Source organism: Pseudomonas sp. BS-2016 (assembly GCF_001806145.1).
In the GTDB taxonomy this organism is placed as follows: Bacteria; Pseudomonadota; Gammaproteobacteria; order Pseudomonadales; family Pseudomonadaceae; genus Aquipseudomonas; species Aquipseudomonas lundensis.
Window position 1 is genome coordinate 596,012 of record NZ_MLCT01000015.1, and the last position, 16,867, is coordinate 612,878.

A 16,867-nucleotide genomic window follows, 5' to 3' on the forward strand; every position below is an offset into this window, starting at 1 on the left:
CTTAAAAATTGTCGGGCAGGGCATCCACCAATGAAGGAAAAGCATGGAAAGGCTCCGTTGTCCGAAGCTGCTCCCTGGCAGAAGAAGCGGAATATCCTTTCTTCTCGATCATACTGCGGTACATGACCATCAAGACCTCATTGACCTCACTCGACGGGGTCTTCTCAAAGCCTGTGCAGGGCGTATCCCTATTCTCCGCCGTATCGATCCATATTCTCTGAACAGGGACCGTCTCCTCTATGACCCGCAACATCGCTCTGATCTGCGGAAGCAGCCCTCCCGCATCATCCAGTACGTCTCGTATCGCGGGGTGGTCACTGTCTATTCGGTATCGTATTCCACTGGCGAGGCGCTCGACCTTCCAGGCTTCGGCAACCTGTTTATTTCCAAGCAAAGTGGGCCGGCCTCTGTGGGCGAAGGCTCGGCGCGCACGTCCACGCGTAGCTTCGGCAAGACGGGTCAGCCAGTCTCGAAGATAGACAGGGGGTCTGGCTGTGGACTTGCGGATGTCGATCTTCCAGTCGGCGTCTGAAGAGTTGGGTATATCCAGACGAATTCTTGCCAACCGGTGAGCTTCGTCCTTTGTCCAAGACCTACCGGTCCCCAGCCCCAGCCAACTGCCTGCAACGAGAAGGCGCTCGTTGCGGTAAACATAAAACCCCTGCTGGGCCGTCCAGCCTTCAGGGCCACCCAGCACTTCAAAATCCTCGCCAGAGAGCATGTCCTTGTGCGGCAAAACATGGCATTCGGCTTCAATCCCCTTGAGTGTTGGGTGCTTGAATACGGGAGGGTTGTAGGGTTTTCCCGGATGGTCCGCCATGAAGGGATCCCAGGGTTTTACTAGCTGTCCGTTGAGCAGAATTCTGAGACGTGGTCGGGTTCCTTCTAGATACCTGTGGAACACCATTCCAAGATGCTGCTCGACCTTGTCGGCCAGGTTCAAAAAGTCCTGAACAGTACTTCCCGGAGTAACGATCCGATCCAGCTCCTCCCACAGGACCAGAGTCCCGCGACCGGCTTCAGAAAGCGGCACTACATACCCTTCAGAGCCGGGATGGGGCCCCTCCAGCAGATGCCAGCCGCCATCGGAGCTGTTTGCAAGATAGTCAAGGTCCCAGCGCAGAGCTTGCATGCCATCCACGCCAATAGTCGCCATGGTTAGTCTGCGGCACTGTGAAAAAGACGCCGTCTTGAGACCCAGCCCAAAGCGACCAAGATCAGACGTTGCTCTCTCTTCAAGAGGGTTGCGCTCACCAAGCCTCATGGCCAGATCAAGTCCGGCAGCCGACATTCCGGCGCCGTTGTCCAAGCAGGTAATTCGACTCTCTGTCTGAGCCCAGACGAACTCGATTCTGACTTCCGAGGCGCCTGCTGCAACGCTGTTGTCAATGATGTCAGACAATGCTGTCTGCGTGTTGTAACCCAGCCCTCGCAAAGCCTCGACCATTGCACTGGCCTTGGGCGGAGCATTTCGGCTCTTGAATGTGTGCGACAAAATAACGCTCCCTGTCGTGCCTGCGGTGGTGGGTTAAAATCTACTTCGCGTTTTTTCCGCTTCGAACGATCCGGGCAACAATATCTGCAATCTGCCGAGCCAAAAGCGGCGGAACCGCATTACCCACTTGATGGAACTGTTGTGTTCTGTTGCCCAAGAAAAAGTAGTTGTCGGGAAAAGTCTGCAGTCTTGCAGCCTCGCGAACAGTCAAACTTCGGCACTGCCTAGGGTCGTAATGAATAAAATAGTGACCATCCTTAGCAATGTGGCTAGTTATTGTCGTGGAAGGAATACCTGCTCTCTGGACACGAAAACGGTCACTAAACTTTCCGCTTGTCCAGTTCTTGTGATCCGGCGCCAGCCCGGGAAGGTTGAAATCCTGATGCCCCTTGGGCGAGTCCCTGTAAGTCTCGGCAAAAGCGGCAGCGTAAACATACCTGCGCAGATCGGAGCTCATGTGCCCCCTAGCCTCGTGATTAAGCCAGTACTTCAGTCTCGGGTCATGCAGCCAGCCATCGAGAAGGGTTCCCGTCACTCCATTACGGGCGTTTTTTTTCAGTACCCGCAGGCCGCCAGCGTTCAAGTCGCGACCGTCATAACTGCTGGCAAGAATGCCAAGCCTGGTTGCCAGCGCAAGTCTTTCAGGTGTCTCACTTACTAGCTGAACGCACTCATGATTCAGTTCCTTCAAATGCTGACGCACTATGTCCGCCCACGCATCGGGAGAGTCTTTCAGCTTGGTAAGGGTGCTGCGCAACGGCGGCAGACAACCAATTATCTGATCTATTGTTGGCCCCGAAACAGGGGACAGCTTGTGATCGCCAAGTGCATCTAGGTACTCCTCCGAAACCCCGAGAAGTATCACTCGATGCCTGGCTTGGGGAACGCCGTACTCCTCAGCCCGAATGATGTAGTTGCTTGGTTCGATGCTGTCCGGATCCGCTCCACTTTCGTAGATGTCATCGGCGACGAGAGAACAGATTCTGTACTTAGGACCATTATCGCTTTCTCCAAACGCCGCATCCGGGTCTGCAAGGTCTCGCAAAATCTGGGGAAACATCGGCTCGCCAGCGACCTGTGATGAAAGAATGCCTTTCACGTTTTCCATCACGAAAACTGCAGGCCTCTTTTTCTGAATGATTCTCAGGTACTCGCGATAGAGGAAATGTCTGTGATCATTTTCTGCACGATAATCCACCTTCCCACGATTTCTGGCTCGACCTACTATTGAATAGGCTTGACATGGAGGTCCCCCAATGAGAACCCATGGCCTAGTTTCATCGAGACGGCTTGCCAGCATTTTGTCGAGTCCGGTGTTGCCCGCTTCGGTACCCAGTTCCAGCAACTGTGCTTCGTTGTCGGCATGCCTCCAAGCCTCAAGACTCTTGGCCGTGTAGGGTTCAGGAACATCTGCCGTTTCACAAAAGTTATAGTAATCCTCGAGGGCTTCGGGTTGTTCACTCTTCAGCAGACGATAGAAGGCCCTGAGCCGGAGAGTGGAACGCGCGGAAACCTCCATTTCGGCCGATACCTTGATCTCGAAGGTGTCACCGTTAATGTCCGAATGAGAGGAAAAGCCCTCCCCTAGACCTCCGGGGCCAGCAAAGAGATCCACAACCTGAATGGGATAGGTACGACTCATGAAACCACGCTATTTTGAGAAAGTACGAAATGGATGTAGTTGACCGCGTCACGAGATCCCGAATGATGTCCGGAATCAGGGGAAAGGACACCAAACCGGAACTGGCTGTCAGGCGATTTCTGCATGCACATGGTTACCGCTTCCGACTGCATCGCAGGGACCTGCCAGGAAAACCGGATATTGTACTGCCTCGACTGAAAGTCTGCATTTTTGTGCACGGGTGTTTTTGGCATCGCCATACCGGCTGCAAGTACGCAGTATTGCCAAAAACACGCGTCGATTTCTGGACAGAAAAACTAGAATCTAATGCGGATAGAGATCGTAAGGTAATGCAGGAGCTGGGCAGCAACGGATGGTGCGTTTTTACAGTATGGGAATGTGAGCTCAAAAATCCCGAGGAGGCATTGCGCACACTGCTCGAGCGCCTGAAGACTCTGGAGTAGCCGCACTCGAGGGCAACGGAGATTAACGCCCTCACAAGGCCTCATCCAAAACGAGCAATACGCCTGCAACCCACGGATGGCACACCCACCCACCTGATTGGTTTTTTCTCAGATACTGGTTCAGAGATCCCGATAGAATTTTATTGATATCCGTCACGTGATACCCCAACACGAGTTCCGCGTGAGCAGCTCGATCTCCCGGATTGTCTGCAAAGTATCGCAGGAGATCTAGGGCTACCGTGCCGAGCTTGCCGGTGCGCTCTACAAGCACCCTCTCTTCAGGCGATCTTGTACTTGCAGGCGTAGGAAGGATGGATTCTTCATTCCAAAGAGTGCTGTCAAAAGGCCCGACTAAACTTGGAGTAACTGTGCCCTTTTCCAGAGGGCGATAGGTGCCGATAGCTCCCTGAATTTGGCCCGCAACGGCCCTCAGGTCCATATCGTCTATTTCGGGAATCTGTATCTCGTCTGTTGCCGTCCAGTCCCAACCCTGCAGACTTTCATCTTCGGCAATTGAATCAACTTCTATATCTGACTCAGAGGTACCAGACGCTTGGACTGAATTCACTGAACATGCAACAGCGCTTGATATTTCGCTGCAAAGTAATCGGGTCTGCAGCTGTCTGCTTAAACTTATGGAGTCGTGTTTCTCGCACAGGAAATCCACTAGCAGCTCGCGTGCGTCCTGCTCTAGCCCCACGAACGCAAGGGAAGAAACTGCGCGCACAACCCCATCAGGCAGGTTATCTTTGAAAAGCGCGCGAAGAAGCTCAGAGCACTCCTCTCTTCGCGCTGGAAGGGACTTTGGCACCAGATGTGCGACAAGCACTCCCCACTCAGCCCTATCGAGGCGCTGATCGTGACCCAAGATATCAATCTCGTTTTCGACGTGAATGCAACCGTCCTCTACTGGCCACAGCCGCTCTCTGTAGACAACGGCAAGCTGCCGCCCATCGATCTGGAGAGGGCCTGTAATGCGGTCAACTTCCTGCCCGCTAGACATCACCCTTACCGTCACTTCCATATCCCTATCGCCTAATCGATAAGTTAGCAACACCCGGCATCCGAATGCTGGCCGCATGCCGCATCATGCCTAGAAAGAATGCTATTTCCAAGAAGAGTTGATTCCGGCCGGGGCTGAAAAAAGCCCTCACGGGCTCGAACATGAGATCTGCAAGCGCGCGTGGGAGGGTTCAGCGAAAACGATACGGCGTTGTATCCCCACCTGGCATCTCCATTCGGCAGGTCTGGGAGATTGCCTCGCCACGATGAGATCGGCTTTCGTCTCGTACTAAAAGCGCTTCATCAAGTAGAATTACTGCGTAAAAAACTCTTGCCACACAGGAACAATGTTCCCAGCATTACGCACGGCAACGCAGCACCCTAAAGTGACGGATGAATCGCCCCGGATTCTTTAGACACTTTGCAAACTCATTGCGTAACGCTTTTCAAACTCTACCGGTGACAGCTGATTGTTGAAACCATGGCGGCGTTTTGCGTTGTAGAACATCTCGATGTAATCAAACACATCACTACGAGCATCTTGCCGCGAGGTGTAGATTTTCCGCTTGATCCGTTCCCGTTTCAGAAGCTGGAAAAAGCTCTCGGCCACGGCGTTGTCATGACAGTTGCCTCGGCGACTCATACTGGCAACCAAATTGTTCGCTTTCAAAAAACTGCGCCAATCAGAGCTGCTGTACTGGCTGCCTTGGTCGGAGTGAACCATCACCTCCTGTTTCGGTTTTCGCCTCCAAACCGCCATCAATAACGCATCAATGGCCAAATCACTGGTCATCTGCGACTTCATTGACCAGCCAACGACCTGACGAGAAAACAGATCCAGCACCACTGCCAAATACAGCCAGCCTTCATACGTACGAATGTAAGTGATGTCGGTGACCCAAACTTTGTTGGGTTCTACGACATCAAACTGGCGCTTCAGTAAATTGGGTGAGGCGACGGCTGGCTTACCGCCGTATTTGCCAGGGCGGCGTCGATACCCTGTCTGAGAGCGCAGACCTTCAAGACGCATCAGCCTCGCCACACGATGCCGACCACAATCCTCACCGACTTCGCGCAGATCGTCATGGACTTTGCGATAGCCATAAACGCCGCCGCTCTCCAGCCAGGAATGCTTGATCAAACCCAGCAGTCGCTGGTCGTCTTTGGCGCGTACAGATTACGGCTCAGACAGCCAGGCGTAATAACCGCTGGGATGGACTTTCAGCGTCAGGCAAAGCCGTCGAATGGAATAATCGCCCGCTCGCTGCTTGATAAAGGCGTACTTCAACCGCACTCCTTGGCAAAGTACGCGGCGGCCTTTTTTAAGATGTCTCGCTCTTCGGTGACCCGCTTGAGTTCGGCTCGCAGACGACGCAGTTCAGCGTGCTGATCATCATCCTGCTGCCGTTCTTGTTGAGGTTTGCTGTAGCGCTTTACCCAGGCATAGAGGCTATGCGTCGACACGCCGAGACGAGCCGCTACATCAGCGACAGGCAACTTCTTTTCGGTCACTTGATTGACCGCTTGGATTTTGAATTCTTCGGGGTAACGCGGGTTGCTCATGGCACCTCCTAATTGGCCTCAGTTTAAGGCAAAGAGGTGTCTACGAAACCCGGGGCGATTCAGTTTCAAACCGTCGAGTTTTCCAGCCTCCGCAAGTGCAACAACTGGCGTGAAAAGAACCTAGAGACACCGTTCCTTTATGTGATCAAAACGCCTGACTGTAACCGTGAGAGCTGCATTGAGCTTTCCAAGCGCTACTTCTTAACCAAACACCGCGTGTACCCAGATCTATTTGAGCGCCCTTAGTGGGACGTCGTGACCGAGGCAGAACTGCAACAGCTTGCAGAGACTCGCATTGTGCGGGAAACCCGCGAGCGCACAGGGGTACCGCTTTCTGTTCAAGTTGGCGGCGGTAAATACGACGTCACCATCGTTCACTTTGACAAGCCAATGCGTGACCGCGTTGAGATCATCAAGGGCGACCTGAGCCGCGAAGAAGCTTACGAATTCATTCGCCACTACGGCATCGATGTCGTTACAACGGTAATGACACCAACCGAAGACGAAATGAGGCCAGTGACCAAAATGAATCAAACCGAGCGCCAGCAGCTGATCCTTAACACGTTGCTAGACACCATCAAGCCAGAAAAAACTGGCTGGCGAGAAATTATCAAAGCCATTGAAGCGCTGAACGTAATCAAGCCAGACGGCTGGTTGGAAGTACGCGACGTGCTTCAATACGCCATGGATCAAGGTCGCATCGCTCGCCCTAAGTTCGATCCGTATGCCAACGACGAGTATTACTTTGCAGTCACCCCCTCTAACCCTGCCAACACGGAAGCTGAGGAATAAGCACACGTTGACGTACTCGTTGAGAGGAAGAACTGATGACGAGCTATGGTGTGTATTGCATAAGGCAGCTCATCAAGAAGCGCCTAAGAGCCGGGGGCCTAACAATAGAGCATCGCACAGCTATTGCGTATGAATCCCCGGCGCATAGCAGCCAGCGGCACAAACCTCCCCTCATCGGGGGGTTCCGGTAAATACCACTCAACCGGGTATACGGGATACGGGACTAACGACATGTACCCTCGAAAGCCAGACGCCTCACTGCACGACCCGTCCCCGGCATACCTGCGTGGCCTTCTGGAGACCGCAGGCATCACCCAAGAAGCAGCAGCAACTGCACTCGGCATCACGGACCGGGTTATGCGCTACTACTTGAGCAGACAAGAGTCGGCCACCTACCGACCAGCGCCCTATGCAATCCAGTACGCACTTGAGCAACTGGCTGCGTACGCTGCGAAGAAGCGAAGCGTTAAACGCGCTTGAACCTGGGAGGGTCGCCGACTCCGCATTACTCGCGTGGTAGCCAAAGGCAGGTAGCATCATAAGAGACGGCTAACCCGTTCACCCTTGCACCCCCAGCCGAGGTTAACCCTATAATTTGGTAACGCAGAACCTACATGGGGGGACAAATGGGGGGACAAAAGCCGACAAAACCGGATAAACCAGCAAAATAAGGCTAAAACTTAGAAATAACGCCGGCCACAAGCCGGCTTTTTAATGCCCGCCGATTACGTCCCGCGCTTAAAGCACCAGCGCTTTTTCGCGGGTTTCAGCGCCTCACTCAGTTGCTCAATGCTCACCGTTCGCTGCTTAGGGTCCTGCTTGATCGCCGTTTGCAGCGCCGACCAGAATTGACTTGGCAGGTGCCGGGGCTTTTTGTGCGGCGAGCGCTGGGGCGGATACTCCGACAGTGCGGGTATGCGCGGATTGAAGGGCGGTTTGCCCGTGGCCAGTTCATGCAGTAAGCAACCCACGCTGTAGAGTTCAGCCTGGCGCGTTAACGGGCCGCCGTGTCGCAGTTCGGGCGCCGCATAACCGGGCGTCCAGGCGTTGAATCGGGTACGGCTCAACGACGCCAGCCCTTGCAGTTGCCCCGCTTCGCTTTGTCCAAGCCCGAAGTCAAACAGGCGCACGCCCTGCTCGCTCAGCAGTACGTTGCCGGGTTTGATGTCGCCATGCAGCACGCCGTGTTGATGGGCGTGCGCCAGCACCGAGAGCAAGGGCAAGCCGATTTCCTGCAACTCGTGCAGGGGCAAGCCCAAGGGGCGCTCGCACAAAACGCGGTCGAGGGTCGGGCCGCGCAGCAGCTCCATCACGATAAATCCCCGATCATGCTCGGGGTCGATGCCAAAGCTATACAGGTGCACGAGGTTGGGATGGCGAACCTGACGCATCAGCGCAAATTCGTTGAACAGCAGGGCATTGGCGTCGGGCGCGTGGGCGAGTTCGTCATTGAGGATTTTCAGGGCCACGTCGGCGTACGGATCACCTAACTGCTCCTGCAACAGGTCGCGCGCGCAGTAGACCGCGCCCATGCCACCGGCGCCCAGCAAACGCTCCAACCGGTAGCGGCCACCCCATAAGCGTGGCACCTCCCACGTCCCCGTCAGAAGCGGTTGAGTCATTGAGCGATCACCACGGCACTCAAGTTATCCCGCGCCTCGCCCGCCAGCACGGCGTCGAACAAACGCGCCAGGCCGGTGTGCGGGGCGTCTTCATTCATCGCCTGCCCTAACATTTTCGGGCTCAAGTCTTGATAAAGGCCGTCGCTGCACAACAGGAACACATCCCCCGGCTGAACAGCAAACGCCAGAATATCCAGCGTCAACCGCTCCCCGGCCCCCACCGCACGGGTCAAGGCCCGTGCATCGGGATGCGCCATGGCCTGCCCGGGGCTCATGTGTTCTTGCTCCATCAGTTGCCGTGCAAAGGAGTGATCACGAGAGAGTTGGTACAGCCGCTGTTCGCGCCACAAATAACAACGACTGTCCCCGGCCCAGATACACGCCCCCTGCTGCCCTTCGAGGATCAAGACCACCACGGTGCTGCCGCTGACAGTGCCCGCCGAGTCAGTAATCAGGCGGTGATGGGTGTCGTGCAGGGACTCGCGCACGGCCTGCAGCCGTGACTCAAAATCCGTTTGCGCAGGCAGCGCGCCCAAACAGCTGACCAGCCTCAGGCTGGCAAGATCACCGTGCGAGTGGCCTCCCATACCGTCCGCCACCGCCCAGAGCCCCTGCTGCGGACGGTCGAGAACGGCGTCTTCGTTACGTGTGCGCACCTTGCCCATGTCCGTGCGCGCAGCGCTTCGCCAAGTCATCCCGGTGGGCTTCACAATTGCGCCGGCAAGCGAAAACTGCGCAGCACTTGCAGGTCAAAGGGGTTGGGCGTGCGCTGGCTCGTCAGCAGGTAGTTGGCCCGCAGACCGCCCACCTCCGCTTGCAGCAACATGACGTCGCGACCGCTCAGGTAATCCACCTGCATCAAGTCCAGCACCCTGAAAAACGACCACGGGCCGGTGCTTTTTTCGATGCCCAGCGGACGCCCCGCCGCTTTCTCCAACACCAGGCTGGTGCGCCCGTTGTTGATCGACGTCGGCCATTGCAGGGTGGTGGTCACAATAGGGCCATGCCGGTATTCAATGACTTGATCACCGAAACGCAACTGCGCGCGGCTCACGCTGGAGTCCAGGCTGTAGGGTTCCAGGGTGAACTGCACTTGCGGCTGCGACGGGTCCTGCGCGAAGAAGCCCTGTCGAATGATCTGCGCTGTGGCGATTTGTTCAAAGAAGGCGGCCGACATCGGCAAGTGCTGGCCGTCCATGCTGCGCAAACGGTAGTTGCCCGCTTCGCCAGCGACGAACGGTTTGAGCCAGTTATCGAAGAACTGCTCAACCAGCCCCTGGCCTTTGAAAAACTCCCGAAAGTCGTTGAGCGCCACATCACTGCTGCTGTGGGCACTGAAGGGGTAACGTCGGTCGATGGCGCGCGTATAAAACCTGTACAGCTCGTATTTGTAGCGCTTATCCACGAATTGATAGGCATCGTTGAGCACCAGCCTCCAGGTGTTTTCAGCCACACCGTTGAACCAGCGATCCAGCGGACGCGGCAGACGTTGAGCGCTCTGGCGCAGGTGGCTCAAGGCATCTCGCTGGCCGCTCATGCGCTGGCGGGCGATTTCATAGGCCGCGTTATCCGGCGCACTGGCGCTGGCCAGTCCGGCCATTTGCGACTGCAGATCGGTCAGCCCGGCCAACAGAGGCAAGAGGCTGCCAGCGGGGCCGTTGTTGTCATCCAATAACTGATGAAGCGGCTCGAACTGTCGCTGCAAGGCTTTTTTGGCGGTGTCCGGCACGTGATCCGACACCGCCTCAGCCCCCTTGGCCGCCACGTCTGCGGCAACCGTAACCGCTCCTGCCAGCGGCCCGGCAGCGGGGGCGGAGGGCAATGCCGGTAACGCGTCGCCCAACGTGCTGAAGCGTGTGTTTTCCCGCACCGCCAGCAGCATGCGCACCACCGGCGAGTTGGCAGAGGTCATCCCGGCCAGTTGCTCGGCACTGTCCCGTGCGTCATCGAACGGCTCCAGCCCCAGATGCCCGACTGCCGCCGTCCACTGTTCGGCGTAATCGTGGAAGTAGAGTTGTTCCAGTTCAACCATGAGCTTGCGCATGTCCATCGCGCTGATGCTGCTGCCCTCTCCCAGCACCCAGTTATCGCGCAGAATGCCGCTCACCAGGCTTACGCCCTGGATCGAAAAATACTGTTGATAACCTTGGCGCGTGTAAAACCCCGGAATCTCATAATCGGCGCCGCTGAACAGATGACCTTGCGGCCCCAGGTGCTGAGCAAGGCTGTAAGGCGGCAAGGATCGTGACTGCTCGCGCAGCGTGCGATAGACCACGGTTGCCAACGACTCACTGCGCAGCACCTGACGCGCTTGAGCAATCAGGGCCGTATCCAGCACAGGCTTTATCGGGGTTTTCAGTAACCGTTCGAAGTGCTGATTCAGGCCGTTCTGCACCTGTGTCAGGCCGCGATAGCGCATCGACCAGTCGTTGGCCACCCACCCCTTGAGCCAGGCGGGGTCGCGCTTGTCACTGACGTCGAACATCAGGTAGGCGCGCAGGCTGTTGAGCAAGGAGTCGCGGTTGCTCAAGTTGGCGCGAATCTGTTGTTCGAGCTGTTGGATAACCCGTGGCATCAACTCGGTTTGCAAGGTGTGTTGATAAGCACGTTCGACCCGCTCGCGCACCTCTGCGCCTTGATACAGCCCCGTGCGTTCATACAGGGCCGTGTCCAGTGGCGAGGCAAAGACCTGGGTGGCGGCGTAGTGCGTGTCCAGGGTCTGAAGAACTGCCTTGGCATCATCACGGGGGCTCAACTGCCCCTGTTGTTGACCCCATTGCTGGGCCAGCTGTCGCAATTGTTCAAGACGCCCGTGGTTGGATGAAAAGCTGGCGGCCCACAACATGCCCAAAGCAGCCAGCACGCCCATGGCCGCCATGTAGTGGAAACGCTGCCCCCAATGCAGGCGTCGGCGCTCGCGCTTGTCCAGTTCGGCCAGTTGCGCCTCGGGGAACATCACGCGGCTGAGCAGATGATGGATGAAGTAAGCATGGCCCGAGAGCATCGCGGGCATCGCCCGGGTGTGCTCCACGCCAGCCCCGGTTTCATCAGGCTGCGGGACATGAGGCGCGCTGGTCAGATAAAAACCCCGCAGCGGGCTGGCCCGTTGATAGCGGTTGCCGGTGAACGTCATGTCGGCAAACACACACAACTGCGTCGCGACGTCACTCAATTGCCGAGGGAAGTCCAGCATTCGCCCGCGCCGCCGGGTATCGCGTTCTTGATGCATCCGCGCGATGACCTGGCTGTTAAGCCGCACCAACAACGCCTCGCACTCGCTACGCATGAGCGCTGCACCGCCCTGCCCCGACTCAAAGGTGGCACCGAATACCTGAGCACGTTCTTCACGGGTCAGAGCCTCGAAAAACTCGGTAAAGCCGGGTATCAGGTCGGTCTTGGTCAGCACCAGGTACACCGGCAACTCGATGCGTAATACCTGATGAACGTCTTGCAGCCGTGCCCGGATCTGATCCGACAGCCCGGAGAGCCTGTCGTGACTGGCCTGCATCAGGCTGTCCACCGGGACAGTCACCAGCACCCCGTTCAACGGTCGCTCGCGTTTGCGTTTGCGCAGCAGGCCCAGCAAGGTCTTCCAGCCGCTGGCATTAACCGGTTCATTGCCCTGGGTCAGATAGCCCCCGGCGGTGTCGATCAGCACCCCGTGTTCGGCAAAGTACCACTCACAGTCCCGCGTACCGCGCAGGTCGCGGGTGAGGCTGCGATCAAGTTTATTCAGTGGAAACTCCAGCCCGGAAAAATCGAGCAGGCTGGTCTTGCCGGCGCCTTGCGGCCCGAGCACCACGTACCAGGGCAGTTCGTCGCGCCAGCGCTCACTACGCCCTTTGTACACGCTGGTGTTTTTCAGGGTGTGCAGCGCTTGCTTGAAACGCTTGCGCAGGGTTTTGCGTGCGGCCTCGGCGTCGAGTGCCTCACGCGCTTGAATCTGGCCTTCTTCGCTGTCTGCCATGGCTTTTTTATGCTGGCCTGCACGCCAGCTGACAAACACCATGGCCAGCCCCCACACGAGGATCAAGACACTGATGCTCAACAACCGCGCCACGGGGTCGGCCCAAAACTTGTGATCGTTTACGGCCAGCAACGGCCCGCCCCACCACACCAGCAGCGCAACGGACAGCACCAGCAAGAGGCTCCAGAGCCATGTTTGTGTCAGTAACGCTGCGGCTTTTTTCAACACACTTTTCATCATGACTTCCTGTTCGCAACTGCAGGCTGGTCCGCTGCAACGTGCTGTTCGTAAGGTTGCATCACGGCTTCACGCTGTTGGCTCAGCACCCAGGCGAACCCGGTGTACATCACCGTCAGGCAGCTCAGGGTGAACGTGACCCATAACCAGCGCGGCACGAGGCGTACCGCACTGCTGCGCGGTGCGTTCAGGCCTTGCCAGTGAGGCGAGACTTCGCGGATGACATCGCCGCGCAAATGACGGATCTGGCGATAGAGGTTGTCGCGTATCGACTCCAGTTCGAGGGTCCCGCGCGTCTCCACGCGAAAGCGCCCCTCGAACCCCAGCGACAGGCAGACATACAGCAACTCAAGCAAATACAGGTTCTTCGCGGGCTCGCGGGAAAACCGCTCAATCAGTTGAAACACCTTCTCGCCGCCAAAGGTTTCATTGTGAAAACTGCCCAACAGACTTTTTTGCGACCAGTCCAGCTCATTGCCCCACACCGTGGTGCAGATGGCTTCGTCCAGCACCGTGCACAGGACGTACCGGGCGTTGATGACCTGCCCGCTTTCACACCCCGCATGCAGGGCGTTGGTTTCGAAGGCCTTTATTTCTGTGCTGAGCCGGGCATGCAGGACCAGCAGGTCGTTTTGCGCCCTGTGGTCGTCGATCCCCACCACAAATGACAGCACATCGCTGGCTGCCGCGATCAGGGGATTAAGGCCGACACTGATGTGCTCAGTCGGTTTGAGCTGTGCGTTGTAGACGATGCGTTCATCGATGTTTTCAATGCGCGGCACTGGCTCGCTGTCGGTCAGGGCAACGTGTCGCGGCGCTCTGCCGTAACGGTCCAGCAACAGGGTTTTGGCATCGTGCGAATAAGGCGTCTGCGTGTTCATGGGAGTCAGTTCCTGATGGCCCAAAAAGTCAGTTCAAGCTGGGCAAACTCGCCCGACGCATGAAACGCAAAACCGCCCGAGCGCTCCATTTGCGCCAGGTCATCGGCTGTCAGTTCGAGCACGAAATAGGTTTGGTCGGCGTGATACGGCAATTGCCGGGGCGCGACCGCCAGCGGCTTGAGCTTGAAACCCGGCAGGTGCAGGTTGACCAAATGGCGGATGTTTTCCACCGGGCCAATCTTCAAGTGCGCGGGCAACCTATGGCGCAAGGCTTCGTTGTCACACGCGGCCCTGGCCACCACCACGAACGTCGTCGTGCCCAGTTGCGAAAGGTCATCAAACTGCGCGACATGCACGCCGTATTGACGCGGCTGCAGCACCAGTTCAATCGCGTGTTGTTCGAGCACCATCGACAGCGCCTCGCGCAACGCTTGCATCAGCGCGCGGAAGCTATCGCCCTGATTGCTGTGCTGGTAGTGGCTGTGCAAACGGGGACGCTTGGTCTCGCTGGCAAAGGTCGACAGGTCACCCAGCAACGCCAGCAGCACGCAATACAACTCCTCGGGGTGCACTTGTTCGAGCTGCAAGTAGTGCAGCAACACCAGTTCGCTGCGGTTAATCAGTTGCAGCATCATGAAGTCACCGACTTCGGCGCCTCCCACTTTGCCGTTCGAGCGAATCCGCTCGGCCAGCTTCTCGGCCCGGTGGCCGAGCATGCTGATGACTTCCTTGAGACACGACTGCACGTATCCCGAGCAGTGCGTGTGGAGGTAGGTGGGCACACACTGCGTATTGAGCCTGATGACGCCGTCGGGCGTGGTGTCCTGGATCTCGCACACTTGCAATTTGACCCAGGCCTGATCGCTCTGCTGCGCGCCCAGCAGCAAGCGAAAGTCCGGCCGCCCGCAACTGATCGGGCTGATGGCGTTCTCACCCGCGTTGGAGTCTGCAACCTGTGCTTCATAGCGGGTGTAGCGCGACAACACATCGGCGTGGTCGGTGCGACGCGCCTCGATGTGGTTGCCTGTGACCAGTGGCAAGGCCAAGTACACAGGGGTTTGCCCGGTATTGGGCGGGATATCGAGCGCGAGAGGCTGGTTATCGCCGCCCAGCTCGAACAGGCTGCCATCCGGCAGCACGCCGGACGCATGGCTGATGACCAGCTTGCTCATGTTGAGAAACTGCACATCGATCTCCAGCCTGAAAAACCCCCAGAGGTAACGACCCAGCATTTGGGTTCGGGTTTTCAACTGGTGATCGTAATAACGGTCGCTGTGCTGGAAGTGTTGCGGGCGCAGCAGCAGGCCTTCCTCCCAGATCACTTTATGCACATTCATGCGTCATCACCTGCATCAGGGTTCACGTCATCGGCGCGACGGATGCCTGCTTGATCGAGCACCAGGTGTGCTTGCGTGATCTGCTCGGGGCTCAAGGTGATCACATAGCGCCATCGGGTTTGCGGCAAGTCGCGATACGCGGCCAGCACACCGACATAGCGGCTGACGGGGGCAACACTGAGCTTGTGCGAAACCGTCTCGCCGGGACGCAATTCGAGTTCTTCGCTGATGAGCAGGTCTTGAGCCAAGACGCTGTCGGCGCGTTCATACACGCTGAAAAAATCAGCGTTCTCAAACGCCACGGGATGCTTGAGTTCGAGCAGCCGAATGACAACCGGTGAAGCGCGCCCGTGTACGTCCGGGTTGACCTGGTCACTGGCGCTCAGGGTCAGGTCCAGTTTGGTGACGCTCGAATACGGCGACAGCGCGCTGCAACCCGCCAACAGCAGCGTGAGCAGCACCATCGGTGCCTTGAAATGAACAGCAGTACAACGCGGCATCGGCCTCATCCTTGCGGGGTCTGGTGAAGGGTGGAAATCAAACGCACTTGCTCTTCGTAGGCCTTGGCAAAATCCCGGGCCAGCAACCGCTCGGTCCAGTCATCGTCCTGTTGCAGCGCCTGGTGGTAGCGCCCAAACGCACGCCATCGACTGCCCGCGGTGGCCAGCAGCGGCGGGCGGCCATCACGCTCGAAACGCAAGGTCAGTTGGCGTGGGGAAAAGTGCTCAAGACAGCCACGCATCGCCGCACGGCTGGCGCTGAGCAAGGCCACTTGATGGGCCTGCACATCACGAAATGCGCCCGTAACCGATTGCTCTGGCGTCGGCTGATGAGGCGCGCGAGGCCCCAGCAACTGCCTCAAGGCATGCTGCGCATCGTGGGACGATTTGAGCGGGTTTCGCGCCGCTCCCGGCGCAACGGTGTGCGCCAGACGCAACTCATTTTTCAATTCGCCACGCGTCCACATGCACTGTTGCAACCCGGCGACGCACTGCTTGAGCAACCCGGCGACATTCAGTGCCAGCGACTCTCTGCCCGCCTGATCAAGGGCGCGCGCGTCCACGCCCAGCGCCTGGCCAAACGCCTCCCAAAACGAATCAGCCGGGGATGCTCCCGGGCCTTGCGCTGAAACCTCGTCGGGCTGCGTGGGGGCAACCAGCCGCGGGACGATCAGGTGTTCAAGGTCAACAGGGGTGAAACCAACGTGATGGTCGTGCTGCCCCCCCGGCTCTTCCCCGAACGGTGAGGCAAACGCGTTTTCCCGAAGCACTTGCAACACGTCTGGCTCGATAAACGCATCATCCGGGATCAGGCTGCCTGCGGGTTGCGGCACGCCGACCTGTTCCAGGCGCACCTCCAGCGGCGGTTCCAGCCGGGCCCGAATAGACAGGCCGGCAAGGCCGAACACATCGCCGTGATTAATCAGCTGCAACTGGCCGGGAGGCAGATAGGCCTGTCCGCCACTGATCGAAATGCCGTTGGTACTCACGTCCTGAATGAAGTACGCACCGCGTTCATGGCTGATCCGCGCATGCTGGCCGGAGACCGTCCCGGTTGCGTCCGCGAGCACCCAGTCGCATTGATGACTGCGGCCAATGACGCCGCCCGCCGGGGTGAATCTGTACTGACTGGGTTGGCCCGTCGCCATCGGCGACGTGGCCAGCAAGTCAAAAACCAGTTCCATCATGATGCTGCTCCTGAGGGTCATTTACCGCGATTGATGGCGTGCGGATCACCCAGCGGGCGATAGTCGCTGTCAGTGAAGGTGTAATTGCCCTTGCAGCCGCCCAGCGCGCACAACAAGGCCAGCGTCAGCACCACGTGCAGTCGGTGGCGAACCGTCATCAACTCATCTCCATTTAGTGGCCGGGCCTCGAACCCATGGC

Annotated in this window: 13 protein-coding genes and 1 pseudogene; 2 read left to right on the forward strand and 12 right to left on the reverse strand. The window is 57.8% G+C overall.

The genetic code is table 11. The annotated features are described in order from the left end of the window. Nucleotide 1 precedes the first annotated feature (1 nt). Nucleotides 2–1,447, reverse strand: coding sequence for an ATP-binding protein (locus BKD70_RS08180; protein ID WP_047277755.1), 1,446 nt, complete (start codon nt 1,445–1,447; stop codon nt 2–4). An 88-nt stretch (nt 1,448–1,535) separates the two neighbouring features. Then, nucleotides 1,536–3,137, reverse strand: coding sequence for a DNA cytosine methyltransferase (locus tag BKD70_RS08185; RefSeq protein ID WP_047277757.1), 1,602 nt, complete (start codon nt 3,135–3,137; stop codon nt 1,536–1,538). Between the two features lie 29 nt (nt 3,138–3,166). Between BKD70_RS08185 and BKD70_RS08190 the strand changes: the two genes are divergently transcribed. Beyond that, nucleotides 3,167–3,580 (forward strand): very short patch repair endonuclease, encoded by a 414-nt coding sequence (locus BKD70_RS08190; RefSeq protein ID WP_047277759.1) that lies wholly within the window; start codon nt 3,167–3,169, stop codon nt 3,578–3,580. 31 nt (nt 3,581–3,611) lie between these two features. On the opposite strand, the gene BKD70_RS08195 is transcribed toward BKD70_RS08190, so the two are convergent. Together BKD70_RS08195 and BKD70_RS08200 are read right to left on the reverse strand one after the other, a co-directional pair. After that, nucleotides 3,612–4,604 carry a hypothetical protein gene (locus BKD70_RS08195; protein WP_047277761.1) on the reverse strand — a complete coding sequence of 331 codons (993 nt, stop codon included), beginning with the start codon at nt 4,602–4,604 and terminating at the stop codon, nt 3,612–3,614. Nucleotides 4,605–4,994: 390 nt separating this feature from the next. Continuing rightward, a pseudogene (locus BKD70_RS08200) lies at nt 4,995–6,145 on the reverse strand (IS3 family transposase). 255 nt (nt 6,146–6,400) lie between these two features. On the opposite strand from BKD70_RS08200, the gene BKD70_RS08210 reads away from it, so the two are divergent. Next, nucleotides 6,401–6,937 (forward strand): hypothetical protein, encoded by a 537-nt coding sequence (locus BKD70_RS08210; protein WP_047277766.1) that lies wholly within the window; start codon nt 6,401–6,403, stop codon nt 6,935–6,937. 725 nt (nt 6,938–7,662) lie between these two features. Here the strand turns inward: BKD70_RS08210 and BKD70_RS08220 are convergent. From BKD70_RS08220 to BKD70_RS08255, 8 genes are read right to left on the reverse strand one after another with little or no spacing between them, the layout of a single operon-like run. After that, the gene (locus BKD70_RS08220) at nt 7,663–8,559 is read right to left on the reverse strand and encodes a serine/threonine-protein kinase (protein WP_186348509.1); all 897 of its coding nucleotides are present in this window, start codon (nt 8,557–8,559) and stop codon (nt 7,663–7,665) included. Beyond that, entirely contained in the window at nt 8,556–9,254 is a 699-nt protein-coding gene (locus BKD70_RS08225; RefSeq protein WP_047277928.1) for a PP2C family serine/threonine-protein phosphatase, read from the reverse strand. The genes BKD70_RS08220 and BKD70_RS08225 overlap by 4 nt, the downstream gene beginning before the upstream one ends. Before the next feature lie 11 nt (nt 9,255–9,265). Continuing rightward, nucleotides 9,266–12,763 (reverse strand): type VI secretion system membrane subunit TssM, encoded by a 3,498-nt coding sequence (gene tssM / locus BKD70_RS08230; RefSeq protein WP_047277770.1) that lies wholly within the window; start codon nt 12,761–12,763, stop codon nt 9,266–9,268. Continuing rightward, complete coding sequence (gene icmH / locus BKD70_RS08235; RefSeq protein WP_047277773.1) at nt 12,763–13,644, reverse strand: type IVB secretion system protein IcmH/DotU; 882 nt, start codon at nt 13,642–13,644, stop codon at nt 12,763–12,765. Before icmH ends, tssM begins: the two co-directional genes overlap by 1 nt. 5 nt (nt 13,645–13,649) lie before the next feature. Then, on the reverse strand, nt 13,650–14,981 hold the full coding sequence (gene tssK / locus BKD70_RS08240; RefSeq protein WP_047277776.1) for a type VI secretion system baseplate subunit TssK: 1,332 nt from the start codon (nt 14,979–14,981) through the stop codon (nt 13,650–13,652). Continuing rightward, nucleotides 14,978–15,481 (reverse strand): type VI secretion system lipoprotein TssJ, encoded by a 504-nt coding sequence (gene tssJ, locus BKD70_RS08245; protein WP_047277778.1) that lies wholly within the window; start codon nt 15,479–15,481, stop codon nt 14,978–14,980. The genes tssK and tssJ overlap by 4 nt, the downstream gene beginning before the upstream one ends. Nucleotides 15,482–15,486: 5 nt before the next feature. Further along, complete coding sequence (gene tagH, locus BKD70_RS08250; RefSeq protein WP_047277930.1) at nt 15,487–16,665, reverse strand: type VI secretion system-associated FHA domain protein TagH; 1,179 nt, start codon at nt 16,663–16,665, stop codon at nt 15,487–15,489. A gap of 20 nt (nt 16,666–16,685) precedes the next feature. Next, nucleotides 16,686–16,826, reverse strand: a complete 141-nt coding sequence (locus tag BKD70_RS08255; RefSeq protein ID WP_047277780.1) for a hypothetical protein — start codon at nt 16,824–16,826, stop codon at nt 16,686–16,688. Nucleotides 16,827–16,867: the final 41 nt, after the last annotated feature.